Origin of the sequence: Aureimonas flava, from assembly GCF_003583935.1 — a bacterium.
GTDB classification, from domain to species: Bacteria; Pseudomonadota; Alphaproteobacteria; order Rhizobiales; family Rhizobiaceae; genus Aureimonas; species Aureimonas flava.
Map to the genome: position 1 here is coordinate 292075 of NZ_QYRN01000003.1, position 20422 is coordinate 312496.

General features: G+C 69.7%; 19 protein-coding genes. 12 read left to right on the plus strand and 7 right to left on the minus strand.

Features of this window, described 5'->3' with window-relative positions; genetic code table 11:
- The first annotated feature begins 109 nt into the window (after positions 1 to 109).
- Positions 110 to 613, plus strand: a complete 504-nt coding sequence (locus D3218_RS07025; RefSeq protein WP_119539186.1) for a CYTH domain-containing protein — start codon at positions 110 to 112, stop codon at positions 611 to 613.
- 88 nt (positions 614 to 701) lie between these two features.
- Entirely contained in the window at positions 702 to 1457 is a 756-nt protein-coding gene (locus tag D3218_RS07030) for an SIMPL domain-containing protein (protein ID WP_119539187.1), read from the plus strand.
- A gap of 88 nt (positions 1458 to 1545) precedes the next feature.
- Here the strand turns inward: D3218_RS07030 and D3218_RS07035 are convergent, their stop codons facing one another.
- Complete coding sequence (locus tag D3218_RS07035; RefSeq protein ID WP_119539188.1) at positions 1546 to 1917, minus strand: hypothetical protein; 372 nt, start codon at positions 1915 to 1917, stop codon at positions 1546 to 1548.
- 208 nt (positions 1918 to 2125) lie between these two features.
- On the opposite strand from D3218_RS07035, the gene D3218_RS07040 reads away from it, so the two are divergent.
- Positions 2126 to 3649: a putative bifunctional diguanylate cyclase/phosphodiesterase gene (locus tag D3218_RS07040; RefSeq protein ID WP_168990434.1), complete on the plus strand. Its 1524-nt coding sequence runs from the start codon at positions 2126 to 2128 to the stop codon at positions 3647 to 3649.
- A gap of 67 nt (positions 3650 to 3716) precedes the next feature.
- Complete coding sequence (locus tag D3218_RS07045) at positions 3717 to 4157, plus strand: DoxX family protein (RefSeq protein WP_119539190.1); 441 nt, start codon at positions 3717 to 3719, stop codon at positions 4155 to 4157.
- Between the two features lie 72 nt (positions 4158 to 4229).
- On the opposite strand, the gene rpoD is transcribed toward D3218_RS07045, so the two are convergent.
- Entirely contained in the window at positions 4230 to 6203 is a 1974-nt protein-coding gene (gene rpoD, locus D3218_RS07050) for an RNA polymerase sigma factor RpoD (protein ID WP_119539336.1), read from the minus strand.
- Positions 6204 to 6506: 303 nt separating this feature from the next.
- Positions 6507 to 8462 (minus strand): DNA primase, encoded by a 1956-nt coding sequence (dnaG, locus tag D3218_RS07055; RefSeq protein WP_119539337.1) that lies wholly within the window; start codon positions 8460 to 8462, stop codon positions 6507 to 6509.
- A gap of 154 nt (positions 8463 to 8616) precedes the next feature.
- Here dnaG and D3218_RS07060 point away from each other — a divergent pair, with 154 nt between their 5' ends.
- Together D3218_RS07060 and D3218_RS07065 are read left to right on the plus strand one after the other, a co-directional pair.
- Positions 8617 to 8934: a chorismate mutase gene (locus D3218_RS07060; protein ID WP_119539191.1), complete on the plus strand. Its 318-nt coding sequence runs from the start codon at positions 8617 to 8619 to the stop codon at positions 8932 to 8934.
- The gene (locus D3218_RS07065; protein ID WP_119539192.1) at positions 8931 to 9506 is read left to right on the plus strand and encodes a GNAT family N-acetyltransferase; all 576 of its coding nucleotides are present in this window, start codon (positions 8931 to 8933) and stop codon (positions 9504 to 9506) included. Before D3218_RS07060 ends, D3218_RS07065 begins: the two co-directional genes overlap by 4 nt.
- On the opposite strand, the gene D3218_RS07070 is transcribed toward D3218_RS07065, so the two are convergent.
- A complete protein-coding gene (locus D3218_RS07070; RefSeq protein WP_119539193.1) occupies positions 9499 to 9948 on the minus strand; it encodes a GatB/YqeY domain-containing protein in 450 nt (149 codons plus the stop codon). The genes D3218_RS07065 and D3218_RS07070 overlap by 8 nt on opposite strands.
- Positions 9949 to 10348: 400 nt before the next feature.
- Here D3218_RS07070 and carA point away from each other — a divergent pair, with 400 nt between their 5' ends.
- Entirely contained in the window at positions 10349 to 11533 is a 1185-nt protein-coding gene (gene carA / locus D3218_RS07075; RefSeq protein WP_119539194.1) for a glutamine-hydrolyzing carbamoyl-phosphate synthase small subunit, read from the plus strand.
- Between the two features lie 97 nt (positions 11534 to 11630).
- Here the strand turns inward: carA and D3218_RS19660 are convergent, their stop codons facing one another.
- The gene (locus tag D3218_RS19660) at positions 11631 to 11768 is read right to left on the minus strand and encodes a hypothetical protein (RefSeq protein WP_168990435.1); all 138 of its coding nucleotides are present in this window, start codon (positions 11766 to 11768) and stop codon (positions 11631 to 11633) included.
- Between the two features lie 229 nt (positions 11769 to 11997).
- On the opposite strand from D3218_RS19660, the gene D3218_RS07080 reads away from it, so the two are divergent.
- The 5 genes from D3218_RS07080 to D3218_RS07100 all read left to right on the plus strand — a co-directional run bounded on the left by D3218_RS07080 (position 11998) and on the right by D3218_RS07100 (position 18199).
- Positions 11998 to 12279 (plus strand): helix-turn-helix domain-containing protein, encoded by a 282-nt coding sequence (locus D3218_RS07080; RefSeq protein ID WP_119539195.1) that lies wholly within the window; start codon positions 11998 to 12000, stop codon positions 12277 to 12279.
- A 129-nt stretch (positions 12280 to 12408) separates the two neighbouring features.
- Positions 12409 to 15840: a carbamoyl-phosphate synthase large subunit gene (carB, locus tag D3218_RS07085; protein ID WP_119539196.1), complete on the plus strand. Its 3432-nt coding sequence runs from the start codon at positions 12409 to 12411 to the stop codon at positions 15838 to 15840.
- Between the two features lie 170 nt (positions 15841 to 16010).
- The gene (gene greA, locus D3218_RS07090) at positions 16011 to 16484 is read left to right on the plus strand and encodes a transcription elongation factor GreA (RefSeq protein WP_119539197.1); all 474 of its coding nucleotides are present in this window, start codon (positions 16011 to 16013) and stop codon (positions 16482 to 16484) included.
- Positions 16485 to 16497: 13 nt separating this feature from the next.
- The gene (locus tag D3218_RS07095) at positions 16498 to 17085 is read left to right on the plus strand and encodes a Uma2 family endonuclease (protein WP_119539198.1); all 588 of its coding nucleotides are present in this window, start codon (positions 16498 to 16500) and stop codon (positions 17083 to 17085) included.
- A gap of 7 nt (positions 17086 to 17092) precedes the next feature.
- Positions 17093 to 18199: a glycosyltransferase family 4 protein gene (locus D3218_RS07100; RefSeq protein WP_245414952.1), complete on the plus strand. Its 1107-nt coding sequence runs from the start codon at positions 17093 to 17095 to the stop codon at positions 18197 to 18199.
- Here D3218_RS07100 and D3218_RS07105 read toward each other — a convergent pair.
- Positions 18130 to 18945, minus strand: a complete 816-nt coding sequence (locus D3218_RS07105; protein WP_119539200.1) for a glycosyltransferase family 25 protein — start codon at positions 18943 to 18945, stop codon at positions 18130 to 18132. The genes D3218_RS07100 and D3218_RS07105 overlap by 70 nt on opposite strands.
- Positions 18945 to 20342 carry a TrkH family potassium uptake protein gene (locus tag D3218_RS07110; protein WP_119539201.1) on the minus strand — a complete coding sequence of 466 codons (1398 nt, stop codon included), beginning with the start codon at positions 20340 to 20342 and terminating at the stop codon, positions 18945 to 18947. The genes D3218_RS07105 and D3218_RS07110 overlap by 1 nt, the downstream gene beginning before the upstream one ends.
- Positions 20343 to 20422: the final 80 nt, after the last annotated feature.

The window sequence follows — 20422 nt, forward strand, 5'->3', positions numbered from 1 at the left end:
GCACGCCGTCCCTTCGGGGTTTGCCTTCGTGACGATTCGGTGACATGGGAGCCGCCCGACGGACGTCGGTGGCCCCCGCCAGCGGGTGCGATGCGAGTGGAAGAACCGCATGCAGGTTGAGATCGAGCGCAAGTTCCTGGTGGTCGGCGAGGGCTGGCGCGCGCGCACCGTGCGCGTCAGGGTGCTGCGCGATGGGCTCGTCAGCCGGGGCGCCAACGGCAAGGTCCGCGTGCGCGTCGAGGGGCGGAAGGCTTGGCTCACCGTGAAGGGCGCGCGCTCGGGCATCTGCCGGCCGGAGTTCGAATACGAGATCCCCGTGACCGACGCCGAGCGCCTCCTGGCGGAGGTGTGCCGCGGCCAGGTCATCGAGAAGCACCGGCACATCGTTCCGCACGCGGGACGGACCTGGGAGGTCGACGTCTTCAAGGGCCCGCTCGCCGGCCTGGTCTGGGCGGAAGTGGAGCTCGACCATCCCGACCAGAGCTTCGCCCGGCCCGACTGGGTGGGGCGCGAGGTCACGGGCGACCCGCGCTTCCGCCACGCCAATCTCCTGTCCGCCTGCGCCGCCGCCGACGGCGCGGGCGAGACCCGGAGCCTCATCGCGGGCGGCTGACGCGCGCCGCCGCTTGTCCGCGCGTCTGGCGTTTCGCCGCAATCGCGCGGCACAACCCGTGCGTCAACAATCGCACGGAGAATCGGCCTTGTCCACAGTTCGCCTTTTCGCCCCCCTCGCCCTGTGTGCGGGCCTCGCCCTCTCGGCTCCGGCGCTCGCTCAGGACGCCCCGCCCCCGCCCGCCCCGCCCCCGGCGCGCATTAGCGTCACCGGCGAGGGACAGGCGAACGGCGCGCCCGACCTTGCCGTCACGCAGCTCACCGTGCTGCGTACCGGCGCCACGGCGGCCGCGGCGCTGGAGGAGGCCAACACGGCGATGGAGGCCGTTCGCGGCGCCATGTCGTCCTTCGGCGTCGAGGCGCGCGATCTCCAGACGTCGGGCTTCCGCATCACGCCGCAGTACCGCTACGACAACGGGCCGGACGGAACGCAGTCTCCGCCCGTGCTCACCGGCTACGAGGTGCGCAACACGCTGTCGGTGAAGATGCGCGACATGGCGCGGCTCGGCGAGCTCCTGGACCGGGCCGTGCAGCTCGGGGTGAACGAGGGCGGCTCGTTCTCCTTCCAGATCGAGGACGACGCCGCCTTGCGCGACGCGGCGCGGCGCGAAGCCGTCGCCAAGGCCCGCAGCAGCGCCGAGGCGCTCGCCGACGCGGCCGGCCTGACGCTCGGCCGCGTGGTCTCGATCGAGGACGCCGCCAACGCCTATGTGCCGCAGCCGCCGCCGATGCCCTTCGGCGAGATGCGGATGATGGCGTCCGGCAGCGCCGCCAAGGTGCCGGTGGAGGCGGGCGAGAACACCGTCACCAGCGAGGTGCGGATCGTCTACGAGCTTCGCCCCTGAGCCGCCGGGGACCGCGAGCGACCGACGAGAAAAAGGGGGCGGCCCGCGAAGGCCGCCCCCTTTCGTCGTTCGGGCGATGCCCGACCCCTTACCGGTAGCCGATCACCGGGCAGCCGCGCGCCTGCGCGAAGCGCACCGCGGTCGGATGGCCGCGCTTGTGGCCGGCCACCACCACGGCCCGGCGGTTGTCACGCACGATGTCGGCGCCGCGCACACCCATGTCGCGCGCCTTGCGCAGGGCCAGGCGCGGCGAGCAGCTTCCGCCCCGCCGGGCCTCACGCTCCCAGCGGTCGCCGTGCCGGGGCCCGCGATGCTCCCAGCGGTCGTGGCGGTGATGGCGTTCGCCGCGATGGTCGATCAGCGTCACGCCGGCCGCCTCGCGCGGGGCGGCGGTGGCGGCACTGAACGAGCCGAGAAGCGTTGCGGCGACGAGCGTGGAGCGGATGAGGCTGGACAGCATGGACGATCTCCTGGCGAAAGGGCCGCGCCGGCGGCGCGTCGGGAAAACCGTCCTATGCTCGCCTCGCTGAATTCCCGCCGTCCGCGCCGTTCATGCGCCGTTCAGCATAGCGCCAGAACCCACGCGCCCCGGTGCTCCGCCGCCTTGATCGACGTGAAGCTTTCACAGACTCACACTAACGTCCCTGATGGTCATGGATGCGTACGGTATGCACAAGGTCACGTCGTTCTGGAACGAAGAGGCAGGCTTCCTGCGCGAGTTGGGCAGATCCCATGCGGGTTTCACCCTGGCCTGGATCGGGCTGACGCTCGCCGGCCTCCTCGTCACGCCCTGGCTCGGCCCGGTCTCGCTCGTCGCCTTCGTCGTGACGTTCGGCCAGCTCGGCCGCCTCCACCGCACGCTCCGGCGCACCCAAGGGGATCTCGACACCCTGCGCGTCGAGCAGCAGGAGCTCGTGGAACGGCACGTGATCGACGAGATCACCGGCCTCCTGACGCGCCGCGCCTTCCTGGAGGCGGCCGGCGAGGCCATCGGCTCGCGCGAGGCCGGCAAGTCGCTCGCCTTCTTCGCGCTCGACATGGACAACCTGAAGATCCTCAACGACAGCTTCGGCCATCGCGCGGGCGATTTCGCCCTCTTCCATATCGCGACGACGCTGACGCGGCTGGCGCCGCGCGCGGTGGCGGGCCGGCTCGGCGGCGACGAGTTCGCCTTCGTCCTGCCCTGCGCCGACGAGGACGAGGCCCTGGCCTTCGGCGAACGCCTCGGGCAGGCCCTCAACAAGCCGGTCATGGCCGGTGGGCGCCGCCTGTCGCTGTCGGCCAGCCTCGGCGTCGCGATGGTGCCGGAGCGCACCCATTACCTGTCGGAAGCCATGCAGTTCGCCGACGTTGCGCTCTATGCCGCCAAGAAGGCCGGGCGCAACAAGACCTGCGTCTTCGACGCGGAGATGCTGTCCGAGCTCAAGCATCGCCGCCTCATCGAGCGCGAGCTGCGCGCGGCGATCCTCCTGAACGAGCTCGACCTCCACTACCAGCCGATCCAGGGCCCGGACGGCCATCTCGTCGCCGTGGAAGCCCTGCTGCGCTGGCAGAGCCCGTCGCGCGGCAACATCTCCCCCGCCCGCTTCATCCCGATCGCCGAGAGCACCGCCCTGATCGACCAGCTCGGCGAATGGGTGCTGCGCCGCGCGCTGACCGACGCGGGCGATCTGCCGAACGCTTCCGTTTCCGTGAACGTCTCGGCCAACCAGCTCACGCGCGACGACGTCGTGGACATGGTGGCGCGGGTGCTGGAGGAGACGGATTTCCCCCCGAGCCGCCTGGTGCTCGAACTCACCGAATCGGCCGCGATCAACGCCACGCCCGATATCTGCCGGCGCCTCCAGAGCCTGCGCGACATGGGCATCCGCATCGCGCTGGACGATTTCGGCACGGGCTTCTGCGGCTTCGACTACCTGCGCCACCTGCCGGTGGACACGATCAAGATCGACCGCAGCTATATCGCCCGGCTCGGCGACAGCGAGACCGACAACGTCTTCGTCTCGGCCCTGGCGAGCCTGGCGAGCGCGATGCGCCTCAACGTCGTGGCCGAGGGCATCGAGACCGAGAAGCAGATGCTGCTCGCGCGCGCGGCCGGGTGCAACCTGTTCCAGGGCTACCACCTCGCACGGCCGATGCCCAAGGCCGACATCGTCCGGATGCACGATCACGCCTTGAGGAAATGCGCGTGAAACGTCGCGCCGATACGGCTTTCCCCGATCCGGCCACGATGCGCCGGCCCGCTCGGGGAACGCCGTCATGCCCTCCGCCATCGCCCAGCTTCTCGACAGACGCTGGTTCCCGCCGCTCGCGCGGCTGATCCTCACCTTCTGCTTCTGGGGCAGCGGCCTCGCCAAGCTCGCGGACTTCGAGACCGCGACCGCCGAGATGGCCTATTTCGGCTTCTCGCCCCCGGCGCTGGTCGCCGCTCTCGTGATCGCGGTGCAGCTCGTCGGCTCGGCGCTCGTGGTCCTCGACCGCGCCGCGTGGCTGGGCGCCGGCATACTGGCGACCTTCACGGGGCTGACGATCCTCCTGGTCCACGACTTCTGGGCCATGACCGGCCCCGACGCCACGGCCCACTTCCACACGGCCACGGAGCACGTGACGGTGATCGGGGCGATGATGGTGGCCGCGCTCCTGTCCCGCCGCACCCGCGCCGCGCGCCCGACATCCGCCCCCCGCCCCACCGCCGCTTGAGCGGCCAAAAAAAAGGGCGCCCCCCGGCGGGAGGCGCCCTTTCGCTGTGTCTTGCGGCGGCGGTGGAGCGGCTCAGCTGTCTAGGAACGAGCGGAGCTTGCGCGAGCGGCTCGGATGCTTGAGCTTGCGCAGGGCCTTGGCCTCGATCTGGCGGATGCGCTCGCGCGTCACCGAGAACTGCTGGCCGACCTCTTCCAACGTGTGGTCGGTGTTCATGCCGATGCCGAAGCGCATGCGCAGGACGCGCTCCTCGCGCGGCGTCAGCGAGGCGAGCACGCGCGTCGTGGTCTCGCGCAGGTTCGCCTGGATCGCCGCGTCGATCGGCAGGATCGCGTTCTTGTCCTCGATGAAGTCGCCGAGGTGCGAATCCTCCTCGTCGCCCACCGGCGTCTCGAGCGAGATCGGCTCCTTGGCGATCTTGAGGACCTTGCGGACCTTCTCCAAAGGCATGGCCAGCTTCTCGGCCAGCTCCTCCGGCGTCGGCTCGCGGCCGATCTCGTGCAGCATCTGGCGCGAGGTGCGCACGATCTTGTTGATCGTCTCGATCATGTGCACCGGAATGCGGATGGTGCGCGCCTGGTCGGCGATCGAGCGGGTGATCGCCTGCCGGATCCACCACGTCGCGTAGGTCGAGAACTTGTAGCCCCGGCGGTACTCGAACTTGTCCACGGCCTTCATCAGGCCGATGTTGCCCTCCTGGATCAGGTCCAGGAACTGCAGACCGCGGTTGGTGTACTTCTTGGCGATGGAGATCACGAGGCGCAGGTTCGCCTCCACCATCTCCTTCTTAGCCTGCCGCGCCTCGCGCTCGCCCTTCTGCACCATGTGCACGATGCGGCGGAACTCGGTGATCTCCAGGCCCGTCTCGGTGGCGAGGTTCTGGATCTCCTGGCGCAGGTTGCGGATGCCGTCCCGCTCGTTCTGGACGAACTTCAGCCAGCCCTTGCCCGCCAGGTTGGCGATCGACTGCGTCCAGTTCGGGTCGAGCTCGGAGCCCTGGTAGCTCTGGAGGAACTCGTCGCGCTTCACCCCGTGGCTCTCGGCCAGGCGCAGCAGCCTGCCCTCGTTGCCCACAAGCCGCTTGTTGATGTCGTAGAGCTGGGCGACCAGCGCGTCGATGCGGTTCTGGTTGAGGGACAGGCCCTTCACCGCCGCGACGAGGTCGTCCTTGTGCTTGCGATAGGAGCGCTCCTGCGAGGAGGACAGGGTGCCCTGCGCGGCGAGACGGTTCTCGACCTGCTGGTCCTGGAGCTTGCGCAGCCGCTTGTAGTTCTCGGCGATCGCGTCGAAGGTCTCCATGACCTGCGGGCGGATCTCGGCCTCCATCGCGGCGAGCGAGAGCGAGTTCTCGAGGTCGTCCTCGTCGTCGTCCTCCTCCTCGCCGGGGCGCAGCTCGCCGTTGGGCGCGGGCGCGCCGGCCTCGCCGTTCTCCGGCGGGGCGCTCGGCATCTTGGCCTCGGGGCCGGCATAGGTCGCCTCGAGGTCCACGACCTCGCGCAGCATGATGTTGCCCTCGTTGAGCTCCTCGCGCCAGATGATGATGGCCTGGAACGTCAGCGGGCTCTCGCACAGGCCGGCGATCATCGTCTCGCGGCCGGCCTCGATGCGCTTGGCGATAGCGATCTCGCCCTCGCGCGACAGAAGCTCCACCGACCCCATCTCGCGCAGGTACATGCGCACCGGGTCGTCGGTCCGGTCGGAGGCTTCCTTCTTGGTCGTGGTGGCGACGGCGCCCGTCGTGGTCTCGGCGACCTCGGTAGAGCCGGACTCCTCGGACTCCTTCTCCTCCTCGTTCTCGCCTTCCTCGTCCTCGACGACGTTGATGCCCATGTCGCTCAGCATCGACATGAGGTCCTCGATCTGCTCCGACGTCACGTCCTCGGCCGAGAGCACCGAGTTGAGCTTGTCCATCGACACGAAGCCGCGCTTCTTGGCGGCCTTGATCATCTTCTTGACGGCGTCGTCCGACAGGTCCAGCAGAGGACTGTCAGGCGTCTCCTGACGCTCCTCGACGGCCGCCTCGCCTTCCTTGACTTTCGTCGCCATGTGCATTCGTCTCCATCTGGCGCGGTGCGGCTTGCGGAAAGCGGCGCCTCCCGCGCCCCATTCCGCCAGCCTTAGCCGCCGGCCGTGAATGATCGATTAACCATGACCATTCGAGAGGTCTCGGTCGATCGGTCGGTCCATTCCATTTCCAACCGGCGGATGCGGCCGGCCCGGAACGCGCCGGCACCGGCGTCCGGCCGATGCGTGTTTCTTCTTTCCCGCCGCGAAGTCAAGGGCTTGAAGCCTCGCGGCACGATTCACGAGGCGGACGCGCCCCGTCGCGGGGTCGGGCTGCGTCGGGGCTCAGATCCCCTTGGCGGGCCGACCGGACAGCAGACCAAACCCGTCTATCAGCGCCTCGGTTCCCGCCAAATTGTTGATTTCCCGGTGTATCTCGACGAGTTGCGCATGGGCGAGGTCGTCGCCGTCGGTCGCCAGCGCGGCCTCCGCCGCTCGGAGTTCCCTATGTAGTGAGAGGTATCGGTGCTGCAAGTGCAGCGCCTGGCGGACCGCCTCGCGCGCGTCCTCCAGCGCCGCGCCGTCCAGGAAGCTCCACAGGCGGACGGCCTGGAGCTTCTGCTCGCAGGCCTGGAAGGGCTCCAGCAACAACCGCCGGTCGAGCTCGGCCAGGATCTCCTCGCGCGAATGGGGCTGGCCGTCGGCATAGACGTCGATCACCGCCGAGCGGAGCCGTTCCAGCTCGGGGCTGGTGAGCTCCAGGTCGGCGAAGTAGTCGAAGGCCTCGCGCAGCAGCAGCGGGTGGTTCACGAAGCCCACCAGGATCGACATCTCGCGCATCGGCGCGGCGGTGGCGCGGGCGCCTCCCCCCAGGAGCGCGCTGCGCGCCAGGCGCTCGGACACGGGTGAGCGCCGCCCGGCGCCGGGCGCGCCGGCCCGCCGCGGCGCACCGCCGCCGCCGCGGCCATCCTCGCGCCGTCGCCCGTTCCAACCCCCTCCCCCGCCGCGCGCGGGCGGGGGGCCGAAGAAGGCCGCGAGCCGCTCCTGGACGTCCTGGAGATAGTGGCGCCGCACGCTCTCGTCGCCGATCTGGCGCATCATCGCCTTCAGCCGGCCCTCCAGCTCGGCGCGGCGCTCGGGCGTGTCGAAGCCGCCGCCGCCGGTCTCGCGCATCCACACGAGGTCGGCGAGCGGCCGGGCGCGATCCAGCACCTCGCGCATCGCCTCCGGGCCGGACGCGCGCAGGAGGTCGTCGGGGTCCTTGCCCTCCGGCAGGAGGGCGAAGCGCAGCGAGCGGCCCGGTCGCAGCAGCGGCAGCGCCAGCTCGGCGGCCCGGTTGGCCGCCTTGAGGCCCGCCGCATCTCCGTCGAAGCACAGGATCGGCTCGGGCACGGTGCGCCACAGGAGGTCGAGCTGGCGCTCGGTCAGCGCCGTTCCGAGCGGTGCCACGGCGTTCTCGAAACCTCCCTGGTGCAGGGCGATCACGTCCATGTAGCCTTCGGCGACGATGAGCGTGCCCGTGCCCTTGGCCGCCCGCCGGGCTCCGGCGAGATTGTAGAGGACCTGCCCCTTGTGGAAGACCTCGGTCTCGGGCGAGTTCAGGTACTTGGCCGGCACGCCCGCCGCCAGCGCCCGACCGCCGAAGGCGATCGCCCGCTCGCGGATGTCGAGGATCGGGAACATCACGCGGTCGCGGAACCGGTCGTAGGAGACGGCGATCCCTTCCCCGTGCACCACCAGACCGGCGCCTTCGATCTCCGCCCGTCCGACGCCCCGCCCCGCCAGGAACTCCTTCAGCCGGTTGCGGTTGTCGGGCGCGTAACCCAGCCCGAACGCCTTCTGCACCACCGGATTGATGCCCCGATCGCGCAGGTAGGCGCGCGCCTTGGCCCCGTCCGCCTCCTGCAGGGTCTGGCGGAAGAACTCGGCGGCGAGGCGCAGCGCGTCGATGAGCGTCGCCTGCGTTTCCTGGCGCTTCTCCTCGTCTCGGTCGCGCGCGGGCATCGGCAGGCCCGCTTCGCCGGCCAGCCGCTCCACCGCCTCGGGGAAGCTCATGCCCTCCAGCTCGGTCAGGAAGCGGAAATGGTCGCCCGACACGCCGCAGCCGAAGCAATGGTAGCGCCCCTTGGCATCCTCGCAGTGGAACGAGGGTGACTTCTCGCCGTGGAACGGGCAGCAGGCCCACCAGTCGCCCTTGGACGACTGCGTCTTGCGCCGGTCCCAGACGACGCGCCGGCCGATCACCTCCGAGATGGGGATGCGGGCACGGATCTCGTCGAGGAACTGGGGCGGAAAGCGCATGACGGACATATCGTCATCTGCCTTGGCGAATGCCACCGTTTTCCCGAGGCGCCTGGCTTGTCCACCTCGATCCACAGGGCGCCCCGCGCTTTGACGGATCGGGCGACGACGCTTAATCCAGGCGTCGGAGAGAAACGTCAGCGAACCGAGCCTCATGGACCAGACCCCCGCCATCCTGCCCGAGCTGCAGAACCTGCGCAATTCGATCGACAACATCGACGCGGCGATCGTGCACATGCTGGCCGAGCGGTTCCGCTGCACCCAGCGCGTCGGCGTGCTGAAGGCCGAGCACGACCTGCCGCCGGCCGATCCGGCGCGCGAGAAACGCCAGGTGGCGCGCCTGCGCGAACTGGCGGGCTCCGCCCAGCTCGACCCGGACTTCGCCGAGAAGTACCTAGCCTTCGTGGTGCGCGAGGTGATCCGCTACCACGAGGCGGCGGCGCGCGAACTGGCCGGCAAGAGCGGCGGATGACGGCGCCGGACTTCGATCCGGCCGCAACGCTCCGCGGCCCGCGGCTCACCGTTCGCGAGCTCGTGGCCGGCGATCTCGACGCGCTCCACGCGGCCGCGTCCGATCCCGAGACCTGGGCGGGCCATCCGGCGCGCGACCGGCATCGGCGCGAGGTGTTCGAGCCCTTCTTCCGCACGCTGCTGGCGCTCGGCGGCGCGGTCGCGGTGGAGGACCGGGCCGCCGGCCGGATCGTCGGCGCGTCGCGCTTCTACGTGCCGCCCGACCGGCCGGAGGCGATCGCCATCGGCTTCACCTTTCTCGACCGCGCGTATTGGGGCGGAGCCGCCAATTTCGAGCTGAAGTCGCTGATGCTGGCCCACGCCTTCGCCTGGTTCGACGAGGTCTGGTTCCACATCGCGCCCGGCAACATCCGCTCGCAGAAGGCGACGGGAAAGCTCGGCGCGGTGCATGCGCACGACGCGCGGCTCGATCTCGCCGGCCAACCGGCAGACTGGCAGTGCTTCCGGCTGACCCCCGAGGCGTGGCGCGCCGCGGCGGCGCGACGCCCGTCCGAGGATGTGCGCCCTAGCTGAGAAGCCCGCGCATCACGACGCCGGCCTCGATCAGGTTCAGCTTGTCCTGGTAGCGGTCCTTGAGCGCGCTCATGCAGCGTCCGACGTCGCGCAGGCCCTTGGAGCCGGTGTCGGACACGATCTGCCGGCAGGCCGCCTCGATCTCGCCGGTCGGCACGGGCGCCGGCATCAGCTCGCGGATCATCTCCATGCAGGCGCGCTCGGCCTCCGCCTCCTCGAGGCGGCCGGCGGCGCGGAACCCTTCCTCGGCGGCCTGTCGGTGGCGTAGCATGCAGTGGAGGAGCGACACCATGTCGGCCGCGTCCGGCCGGCCCCGGCCCGCCTCGCGAAACGCCGCTTCCTTGTCCTTCAGGGCGGTGGCGACGAGGCGCAGCGTCGCGATCCGCCGCTTGTCGCCGCTCGCGATGGCCGCCTGCAATGCGTCTGCAATCTGATCGCGCATTCCAACTCGTCCTGTTCGACCGCCGGGGCGCGTCGGCGCTCCGTAGCGGGCCGGCTCCCGTCCAGGAAGGACGAGAATGACCGTGTCAGCTTGTGGGAAAATGGTGAGGTTTCGGATGACCGGAAGCGGTCCGGCGCCCTGCGCTAAGCGAATCCCGTGGATAACTCGTGCGTCCTCCGGCCCTGTGCGCCGGCACCTCCCAAGAGGTTGATGAACGATTAATGACGCGCCGGCGCTTTGGCAAGCGCATGCGTGCCATGCTCCACAGTCATGCGTTCCCGGCCGGGCGCCGCGCGCGAAGGGTTGCGCCCGAAGGCCGATGGCGCGATATGGACGCTCCGGAAGGGTGTGCCCGCCTTTTGTGCCGATGGCCCCCGAAGGATCTCGAGGAGTTGAGACGATGAGCGACGCCTGGACGCAGAGGAAGCCCACGGCCCTGCTCGTGCTGGCCGACGGCACGGTGATCGAGGGCGACGGGATCGGCGCCGTGGGCGAGGCTCTGGGCGAGGTCTGCTTCAACACCTCGCTGACCGGCTACCAAGAGATCCTGACCGATCCCTCCTATGCCCGCCAAATCGTCACCTTCACCTTCCCCCACATCGGGAACGTCGGCGCCAACGACGAGGACATCGAGGACCTCGTGCCCGACAACAATGTCGGCGCGGTGGGCGCGATCTTCCGCGCCGAGGTCTCGGCGCCCTCCAACTACCGCTCGGCGGGCGGGCTCGACGCCTGGCTCAAGAAGCGCGGCGTCGTGGCGCTGTCCGGCGTGGACACCCGCGCCCTCACCGCGCTGATCCGCGAGCGGGGCATGCCCAACGCCGTGCTTGCCCACAACCCGGACGGCGTCTTCGACATCGAGGCGCTGCGCGCCAAGGCGGCCGGGTGGAGCGGCCTCGTCGGCCTCGACCTCGCCAAGGACGCCGCCTCCGATCGCGCCGAGGTCTGGACCGAGGGCCCGTGGGTGTGGAACGCCGGCTACGGCGCGGGCGAGAATCCGGCCTACACGATCGTCGCCATCGACTACGGCGCCAAGCGCAATATCCTGCGCCTGATGTCGGGCCACGGCGCGCGCGTCGTGATCGTGCCGCCGACGGCGAGCGCCGCCGATGTCCTCCAGCACGATCCGGACGGAATCTTCCTGTCCAACGGCCCGGGCGACCCGGCGGCCACGGGCGAGTACACGGTGCCGGTGATCCGCGAGCTCGCCCGCAGCGGCATCCCGATGTTCGGCATCTGCCTCGGGCACCAGCTCCTGGCCCTGGCGCTTGGCGGGCGCACGGAGAAGATGCATCAGGGCCATCACGGCGCGAACCACCCGGTGAAGGACTTCACCACCGGCAAGGTCGAGATCGTGTCGATGAACCATGGCTTCGCGGTGGCCGCCGATTCGCTGCCCGCCGGCGTCGAGGAGACCCACGTCTCGCTGTTCGACGGCACGAACTGCGGCCTGCGGATGAAGGATGCGCCGGTGTTCTCGGTGCAGCACCATCCCGAGGCCTCGCCCGGCCCGCAGGACTCGCATTACCTCTTCGCGCGCTTCTTCGAGATGATCGACGCGCATCGGACCCGGTCCGCCGCCTGAGGCCGTCCGCCCCGCGCAGGAATCGATAAGGGCGCCGGAGACATCCGGCGCCCTTATCGCGTTTGGCGTTCCCCCGATCCGATCCGGGCGGGGCCTGTCATGCCGCCTTGAACAGGTGAAGCACGCGGCGCAGGATCGAGCGCAGGCCGCAACTGAACGTCGCGTGGCGGTGCAGGTCGTCGCGGCCGCGGTCGGCGCCGAGGTTGGAGCGGCTGACGATGAGGTCGGCAAGCATGGAGCGGGTTTCCTTTCGGGTTGCGGGTCCTCGCTGATCGAAGGTCGTACGGGCCTTCACATCCATTAGATGTGCACGCCGTGCGCTTTTTCAATGCGACAGGTGCGCACGTCGTGCATTTTCGTTGTCCCAGCCGTCCGATCTGCTAGGGGACATGACCCCGGACGCCCGAAGCCTGCGCCTCGGAGTTTGAGCGGGGCTGAGGGGAGCCGATCGGATGGGGCACGGGATGGATTCGGACAGCTTCCGCGAATGGCGCCGCGCGCTCGGTTGGAAGCAGCGGGAGGCGGCCGACCGGCTCGGCCTCAAGAAGCGCGTGATCCAGTATTACGAGAAGGGCGACCGCGGCGGGAAGCAGGTCGAGATCCCCCGCGCGGTGGAGCTCGCCTGCCTTGCGCTGGCGATGGGCATCGACCGCTACGACGGCCGCGCCCTGCCGCGCGACGCGGCCGATCTTCTCGGCCGTTCGCGCCCGCCGGGCGATCCGTCCACAATCGCGTCGCCGGACTGACGCTTCGCCCTTTCGCGCGGGCGCGGCTTTCCCTATAAGCCGGCCTTAGCCTGAAGAATGCTCTGCCCGAGACCCTCGACCGCCCTGCGGCCGGGGCCATCCGTGCGCACGAATGGAAGACGGACCGCCATGCCCAAACGCGACGACCTCGAAACGATCCTCATCATCGGCGCGGGTCCGATCATCATCGGGCAGGCCTGCGAGTTCGACTATTCCGGGACGCAGGCCTGCAAGGCGCTGCGCGACGAGGGCTACCGGATCGTTCTCGTCAACTCCAATCCGGCGACGATCATGACCGACCCCGATCTCGCCGACGCCACCTACATCGAGCCGATCACTCCCGAGGTGGTCGCCAAGATCATCGCCAAGGAGCGGCCGGACGCGATCCTGCCGACGATGGGCGGCCAGACCGCGCTGAACACCGCCCTCTCGCTGAAGCGCATGGGCGTCCTCGACAAGTACGACGTCGAGATGATCGGCGCCGACGCGACCGCGATCGACAAGGCCGAGGACCGCGCGCTGTTCCGCGAGGCGATGGCCAAGATCGGCCTGGAGACGCCCAAGAGCTATCTCGCCAACGCGACGGAGGCCAAGCAGGCCGACCGCCTCGCCCACGAGGAGCGGCGCGCCGAGACGATCCGCACCACGCAGGCCGGCGCCGCGCGGGACGAGGCGCTCGCCGCGCTGGAGACCGAGTGGAACCTCGGCGAGACCGACCGCAAGCAGCGCTACATGGCGCGCGCCATGGGCGCGGCGGCCGAGGCGCTGGAGCATGTCGGCCTGCCCGCCATCATCCGCCCCTCCTTCACCATGGGCGGCACGGGCGGCGGCATCGCCTACAACCGCTCGGAGTTCTTCGAGATCATCGAGGGCGGCCTCGACGCCTCGCCCACCACCGAGGTGCTGATCGAGGAATCGGTGCTCGGCTGGAAGGAATACGAGATGGAGGTGGTCCGCGACCGGGCGGACAACTGCATCATCGTCTGCTCGATCGAGAACGTCGATCCGATGGGCGTCCACACGGGCGACTCCATCACCGTGGCGCCCGCGCTCACGCTGACCGACAAGGAATACCAGGTGATGCGCAACGCCTCGATCGCGGTGCTGCGCGAGATCGGGGTGGAGACCGGCGGCTCCAACGTCCAGTTCGCGGTGAACCCGGATAACGGGCGCCTCGTCGTGATCGAGATGAACCCGCGCGTGTCGCGCTCCTCCGCGCTCGCCTCCAAGGCCACCGGCTTCCCGATCGCCAAGATCGCGGCCAAGCTCGCCGTCGGCTACACGCTGGACGAACTCAAGAACGACATCACCGGCGGCGCGACCCCGGCCTCGTTCGAGCCGACGATCGACTACGTCGTCACCAAGATTCCGCGCTTCGCCTTCGAGAAGTTTCCCGGGGCCTCGCCGGTCCTCACCACCGCGATGAAGTCGGTCGGCGAGGTCATGGCGATCGGGCGCACCTTCGAGGAATCGCTGCAGAAGGCGCTGCGGGGCCTGGAGACCGGCCTCGACGGGCTGGACGAGATCGAGATCCCGGGCCTCGGCGAAGGCGACGACAAGAACGCCATCCGCGCCGCGCTCGGCGTGCCGACGCCGGAACGGCTGCGCATGGTGGCCCAGGCGCTTCGCGAGGGCGCCACCAAGGAGCAGGTGCACCGGTCCTCCAAGATCGACCCCTGGTTCATCGACCGCTTCCAGGCCATCGTCGACCAGGAGGCCCGCGTACGCGAGCACGGCCTGCCGCAGGACGCCGACAACCTGCGCTTCCTGAAGTCCGCCGGCTTCTCCGACGCGCGCCTCGCCAAGCTGTCTGGCCAGTCCGAGGCCGAGGTCAAGGCGCTGCGCGAGCGCCTCGACGTCCATCCCGTGTTCAAGCGGATCGACACCTGCGCCGCCGAGTTCGCCTCGCCGACGCCCTACATGTATTCGACCTACGAGCGGCCCTTCGCCGGCGAGGTCCGCTCCGAGGCCGGCGTCTCGGACCGGAAGAAGGTCGTGATCCTCGGCGGCGGGCCGAACCGCATCGGCCAGGGCATCGAGTTCGACTACTGCTGCTGCCACGCGGCCTTCGCGCTGCGCGACGCGGGCCTCGAGGCCATCATGGTCAACTGCAACCCCGAGACGGTCTCCACCGACTACGACACCTCGGACCGCCTCTACTTCGAGCCGCTGACCGGCGAAGACGTGCTGGAGATCCTGCGCGTCGAGAAGTCGAAGGGCACGCTGCACGGCGTGATCGTCCAGTTCGGCGGCCAGACGCCGCTGAAGCTCGCCGAGGCGCTCGAGGAAGCCGGCATCCCGATCCTCGGCACCTCGCCGGACGCGATCGACCTCGCCGAGGACCGCGACCGCTTCCAGAAGTTGCTCCACGACCTCGGCCTGCGCCAGCCCAACAACGGCATCGCGCGCTCGGTCGAGGAAGCGCGCACCATCGTGGAGCGCATCGGCTACCCCGTGGTGATCCGGCCTTCCTACGTGCTGGGCGGCCGCGCGATGGAGATCGTGCGCGGCGACGCGCAGTTCGAGCGCTACATGAAGGAGGCGGTCGTCGTCTCCGGCAAGTCGCCGGTGCTGATCGACAGCTACCTGTCGGACGCGACCGAGGTCGATGTCGACTGCCTCTGCGACGGCACGGACACGTTCGTCGCCGGCATCATGGAGCATATCGAGGAGGCGGGCATCCATTCCGGCGATTCGGCCTGCTCCCTCCCCGTCCATTCGCTGCGCCGCGAGATCACCGACGAGCTGGAGCGGCAGACGCGCGAGATGGCGCTGGCGCTCAAGGTCGGCGGCCTGATGAACGTGCAGTTCGCCATCAAGGGCGGCGACATCTACGTGCTGGAAGTCAATCCCCGCGCCTCGCGCACGGTGCCCTTCGTCGCCAAGACCATCGGGTCGCCGGTCGCCAAGATCGCGGCGCGGATCATGGCGGGAGAGACGCTCGAGGCCGCCTTCGCCGCCTATGGCGGAAAGCCGGACGTGAAGAACCTCAAGCACATCGCGGTCAAGGAAGCGGTCTTCCCCTTCGCGCGCTTCCCCGGCGTCGATACGCTGCTCGGCCCCGAGATGCGCTCCACCGGCGAGGTCATGGGCCTCGACCGAGGCTATGCGCTGGCCTTCGCCAAGTCCCAGCTCGGCGCCTCAGTCGACCTGCCGCGCGAGGGCACGCTGTTCGTCTCGGTGCGCAACGGCGACAAGGAGAAGATGCTGCCCACCGTGCGTCGCATGGCCGAACTCGGCTTCCGCATCTCGGCCACCGAGGGCACGCAGCGGTTCCTCGCCGGACACGGGATCGAGGCCGAGAAGGTCAACAAGGTGCTTGAAGGCCGGCCGCATATCGAGGATGCTATCCGCAACCGGCAGGTGCAGGTGGTGCTCAACACGACGGAGGGCGCCAAGGCCCTGTCGGACTCCCGGTCGCTGCGACGCGCCGCCCTCATGCACAAGGTGCCGTACTACACGACGCTGGCCGGCATGGAGGCCGCGGCCGAGGCGATCGCGGCCCTGAAGGCCGGCAACCTTGAAGTCCGCTCGCTGCAATCCTACTTTTCGGCAGCCTGATTTCGGGAAGGCCGGGCGCCTTTCGGCACGGGCCTCATGCAGACGTTCCGGCTGGTCCCCGCTGGGGGCCGGCCCTTCTTATGTCCCGCGCGGTCCATCCGGCCGTGGGGGCTCCACGACAGAGCGTCCGGCCCTCAAGCCGGGTGCCGCGACAGCTAAGGGTTGAGGGCATGGAAAAGGTCCCGATGACGAGTGCCGGCTTCGAGTCCCTGAAGGAGGAGCTCCGCCGCCGTCAGCAGGAGGAGCGTCCGCGGATCGTCGAGGCGATCTCGGAGGCCCGCGCCCATGGCGATCTCTCCGAGAACGCCGAGTACCATTCCGCCAAGGAGGCGCAGAGCCTCAACGAGGGCCGCATCTCGGAACTCGAGGACCTGACGGCCCGCGCCGAGGTGATCGACGTGACCAAGCTGTCGGGCGACAGGGTCAAGTTCGGCGCCACGGTCAAGCTCGTGGACGAGGACACCGAGGAGGAGAAGGTCTACCAGATCGTCGGCGACCAGGAGGCGGACGTTAAGATGGGCCGCATCTCCATCTCCTCGCCCATCGCGCGCGCCCTGATCGGCAAGGGCGAGGGCGACACGGTCGAGGTCGCCGCCCCCGGCGGCGCGCGCTCCTACGAGATCCTGGAGCTGCGCTGGGTGTGAACGGACGGGGGTGATGAGCGAGGCAAAGGCCAGAACCTGGAGCCTGTCCGACTTCCTTCTTTGGGAGGAAGGTCAGGAATGCCGCCATGAACTGGTCGAGGGCCACCCGATCCTCATGGCCGGCGGCACTCAGGCGCACGCGCTCATCGCCGCCAACATCGTCTCTACCTTGCGTTCGCTTCTGCGCGGGTCGCCCTGCCGACCGGTCGGGTCGGACTTGCGCATCCCGATCGTCAAGACCGGCAATGTCCGATATCCGGACGCCACCATCGATTGCGGACCGTTCCGGCCCGACGCCCACGACGCCTCGGAGCCGAATGTCGTGTTCGAGGTCCTGTCGCAGTCCACGGGATGGTACGACCAGACACGCAAGCTGCGTGACTACGAAAGCGTCGCGTCGATCCGACAGTATGTCTGCGTGTCGCAGTCGGAAACCCGTGTAAGCCTCTGGCTGCGTGACGATGTCGGGCGGCTCGTTCCCCAGGATGACATCCTGCACGGAAGCGTCGCGATCGACTTGGCCACGACCTCGTTCGCGCTGCCCCTGGCGGAAATCTATGAGGGTACGGCGTTGATGCCCCCGCCCGCAGCGACCGCCTGACCCCCCATTGGCTTTGCGTCTTCCAGCGCCGGGCGACATCCTCGTGGTCGCCCCCAACTTCAAGCGTCGGCTGTCCGGCGTCACCTCCACCATCGTGCAGCTCGTGCCCGAGCAGGCCAAGCGCCTGCCCATCGCCGCCCTCGGCCCCGGCCTGCCCGCGCACCTGCCGAAGCTTCGCTGGCGCGACCTTCTCCGCTTCTGGCGCAAGCCGCCCACCAAGCCGTTCCGCATCTGGCACGCGCGGCGCAACCTCGAGATGCTGCCCGGCATCCTTCTGCGCGACGTTCTGCGCATGCCGCTGCGGCTCGTCTTCACCTCCGCCTCGCAGCGCCGGCACACGGGCTACACGCGCTGGCTGATCCGCCGGATGGACGCGGTGATCGCGACCTCCGCGCGGTCCGGTGCCTACCTCACTGTGCCCCACACGGTGATCCACCACGGCATCGACCTCGCCCGCTTCCGCCCGCATCCTGCCGGGGCGGCGGTCGCGCGCGCCGAGCTCGGGCTCGACCCGGCGAAGCGCGCGGTGGGCTGTTTCGGACGCGTGCGTCATCAGAAGGGCACGGACCTCTTTGTCGATGCGATGATCGCCCTCCTGCCCCGGCACCCCGGCTGGCAGGCCGTCGTCGCCGGCCGCGCGACGGCCGAGCATCAGGGTTTCGAGACCGCCTTGAAGGCGAAGGTCGCGGAGGCCGGGCTTGGCGACCGCATCCTCTTCGCCGGCGAGCACCGCGACATCGAGCGCTGGTACCGGGCCCTCGACCTTTTCGTCGCGCCCCAGCGCTGGGAGGGCTTCGGCCTGACGCCGCTGGAGGCCATGTCCTGCGGCGTGCCAGTGGTCGCCGCCGATGTCGGCGTGTTCTCCGACGTCGTCAGCGCGGCCTGCGGCACCGTGGTCCCGCCGGACGACCTCCCGGCCCTGTGCGAGGCGATCGAACCCTTCCTCGCCGACGAGCCGCGCCGCATGGACGCGGCCGCGCGCGCGCTCGCCAAGGCTCAGGCCGAGTTCGCGCTGGCGCGCGAGGCGGACGAGATCGTGGCGGTCTACGAGCGTCTCTGGGCGGATGGAGGTTCGGCCGCGAAGTCCTCGTCCACGACCGGCGTGCGCCCGTAGCGGGCCGGTCCCAGCCGCATCAGGTGGTAGCGGACGAGGCCGAGCTGCGTCCGCAGCCGCCGAAGCCGGAACGGAAGGGTCTCGCGGGTCAGGCCGGCGCGGACGCGCAGGGCCTGGATCGAGGTCGCCGGATCGACGCCAGCCCGGCCCCCCCGCGCCTCCAGGATATGCGCCTGCATCACCAGCGCCGGCTCCGCCTGCCACGAAACGAGCGCCGCACAGCCGTGCAGGAAGGCGTCCACCGGCGCCGCGCCCCGACGCTCCGTGCGCTCCAGGAGCTTTCGCGCGCCCGCGGGCCAGAGGAGGTAGCCCGCCGAGCCCGACTTGTCGCGATAGACGCGCCGCACCGCGATTCCGCCGCCGAGGTCGACGGCCCGGCGGGCCGCGAAGCGCCGGCGGTCGAAGCTCTCGAGGTTCAGGAAGTCGGCGTCCTCGAACGCCGCGAGGCGGCGAAGCGCCTCGCCCGTCCGCCGCGACAGGACCGCGTCGTCCTCGAGCACGAGAACCGGCCCGTCGCCCCTCGCGACCTCGGCCCAGATCCCATGATGCGACAGGAAGCAGCCGAGCTCCGGCCCGCTGAGCGGCCGCTCCCAGCGCCCGTTCAGGCGCGCATCGACGTCGGCCGAAATGTCCCCCGTCTCCACCGCCCGAACGCGCTCGAGGGCCAGGCCGAGCCGCGCCCCTTGCCCCTCCATGAAGGCGCGTCGTTCGCCCGCCCGGTCGAGGTTGACGAACACCGTCCGCATCAGTCCCTCCAGAAGCCGGGCGACAGGATCACGAGCACGGTCACGATCTCGAGGCGCCCCATCAGCATCAGGAACGACAGGATCCAGAGCGCCGGCGCCGAAAGCGTGGAGAAGTTGCCGGCCGGGCCGACCACCTGCCCAAAGCCCGGGCCGACGTTGCCGATGGCCGTGAGCGAGGCGGAGAAGGCCGTCAGCAGTTCCAGGCCGCAGACCGAGAGCGCCGCGGTGCCGAGCAGCAGCGCCAGGAAGAACAGGAAGATGAAGATGGTGACGCTCTGCAGCGTCTCGATCGAGATGTCGTCGTGGCCGTATTTCAGCCGCTGCACCGAATGCGGCCGGATCACCCGCGCGAAGTTCGCCCGCACCAGCGCATAGAGGATGATGATGCGGTTCACCTTGATGCCGCCCGCCGTCGAGCCCGCGCAGCCGCCGATGAACATGGCCAGGAAGAAGATGCCGATCGCCGCGTTGGACCAGAGCGTGAAGTCCTCCGACACGAAGCCGGTGGTGGTGATCACGGAGACGAGGTTGAAGGCGGAGGACACCAGCGCCTCGCGCACCGACACCTCGTTGATGACGACGCGCGTCACCGCCAGCGCCAGGGTCAGCACCACGCACAGCGCCAGGAACAGCGCGACCTGCGGGTCGCGCCAGCGCTGGAAGCGCCGGGGCAGGAAGAAGCGGATGTAGAGCACGAACGGCAGCGAGCCGGCGATCATGAAGACGGTCGCGACGATCAGGATCGCCTCGCTCTCGAAGAAGCCGAGGCTCTCGTCGTGGGTGGAGAAGCCGCCCGTCGCCAGCGTCGACATGGCGTGGTTCACCGCGTCGAACAGGCTCATGCCGAGCGCGAAGTAGAGCATCGCGCAGACCAGCGTCATGACGCCGTAGACGGCGACGATCCCCGAGGCAAGCTGGCTGACGCGCGGCAGGAGCTTGCCCGAGCGGTCGGAGCTTTCCAGGTGGAACAGCGCCATGCCGCCGACGCGCAGCGAGGGCAGCACCAGGAGGGCCATGCCGATGATCCCGATGCCGCCGAGGAAGTTGAGCAGCGAGCGCCAGAGAAGAAGGCCGCGCGGCAGCGCGTCGAGCCCCGAGATGGTGGTCGCCCCCGTGGTGGTGAGCCCGGAGATCGCCTCGAACACGGCCGCCGTGAAGCTCAGCTCGGTGTCGGCGAAGTAGAGCGGCAGCGATCCGACGAAGGCGCTGGCCATCCAGATCGAGGTGACGAGCAGGAAGCCGAAGCGCGGCGTCGGCCGCACGCTGGCGCCGCGCGTCGCCACCGCGACCAGCGTGCAGATCGCCGCGACCACGCCGCCCGTGCCGACGAACACGACCCAGTCGCCGTTGCCGTCCGACAGGTCCACGGCCGCCGGCAGCAGCATGGCGCCGGACAGGATGAGCCCGAAGATCGCGGCGACGTGGCTGATGGTCCTGAAGATGGCTGCATTCCCCGATCGGCGGCCGCGCGGCCCCC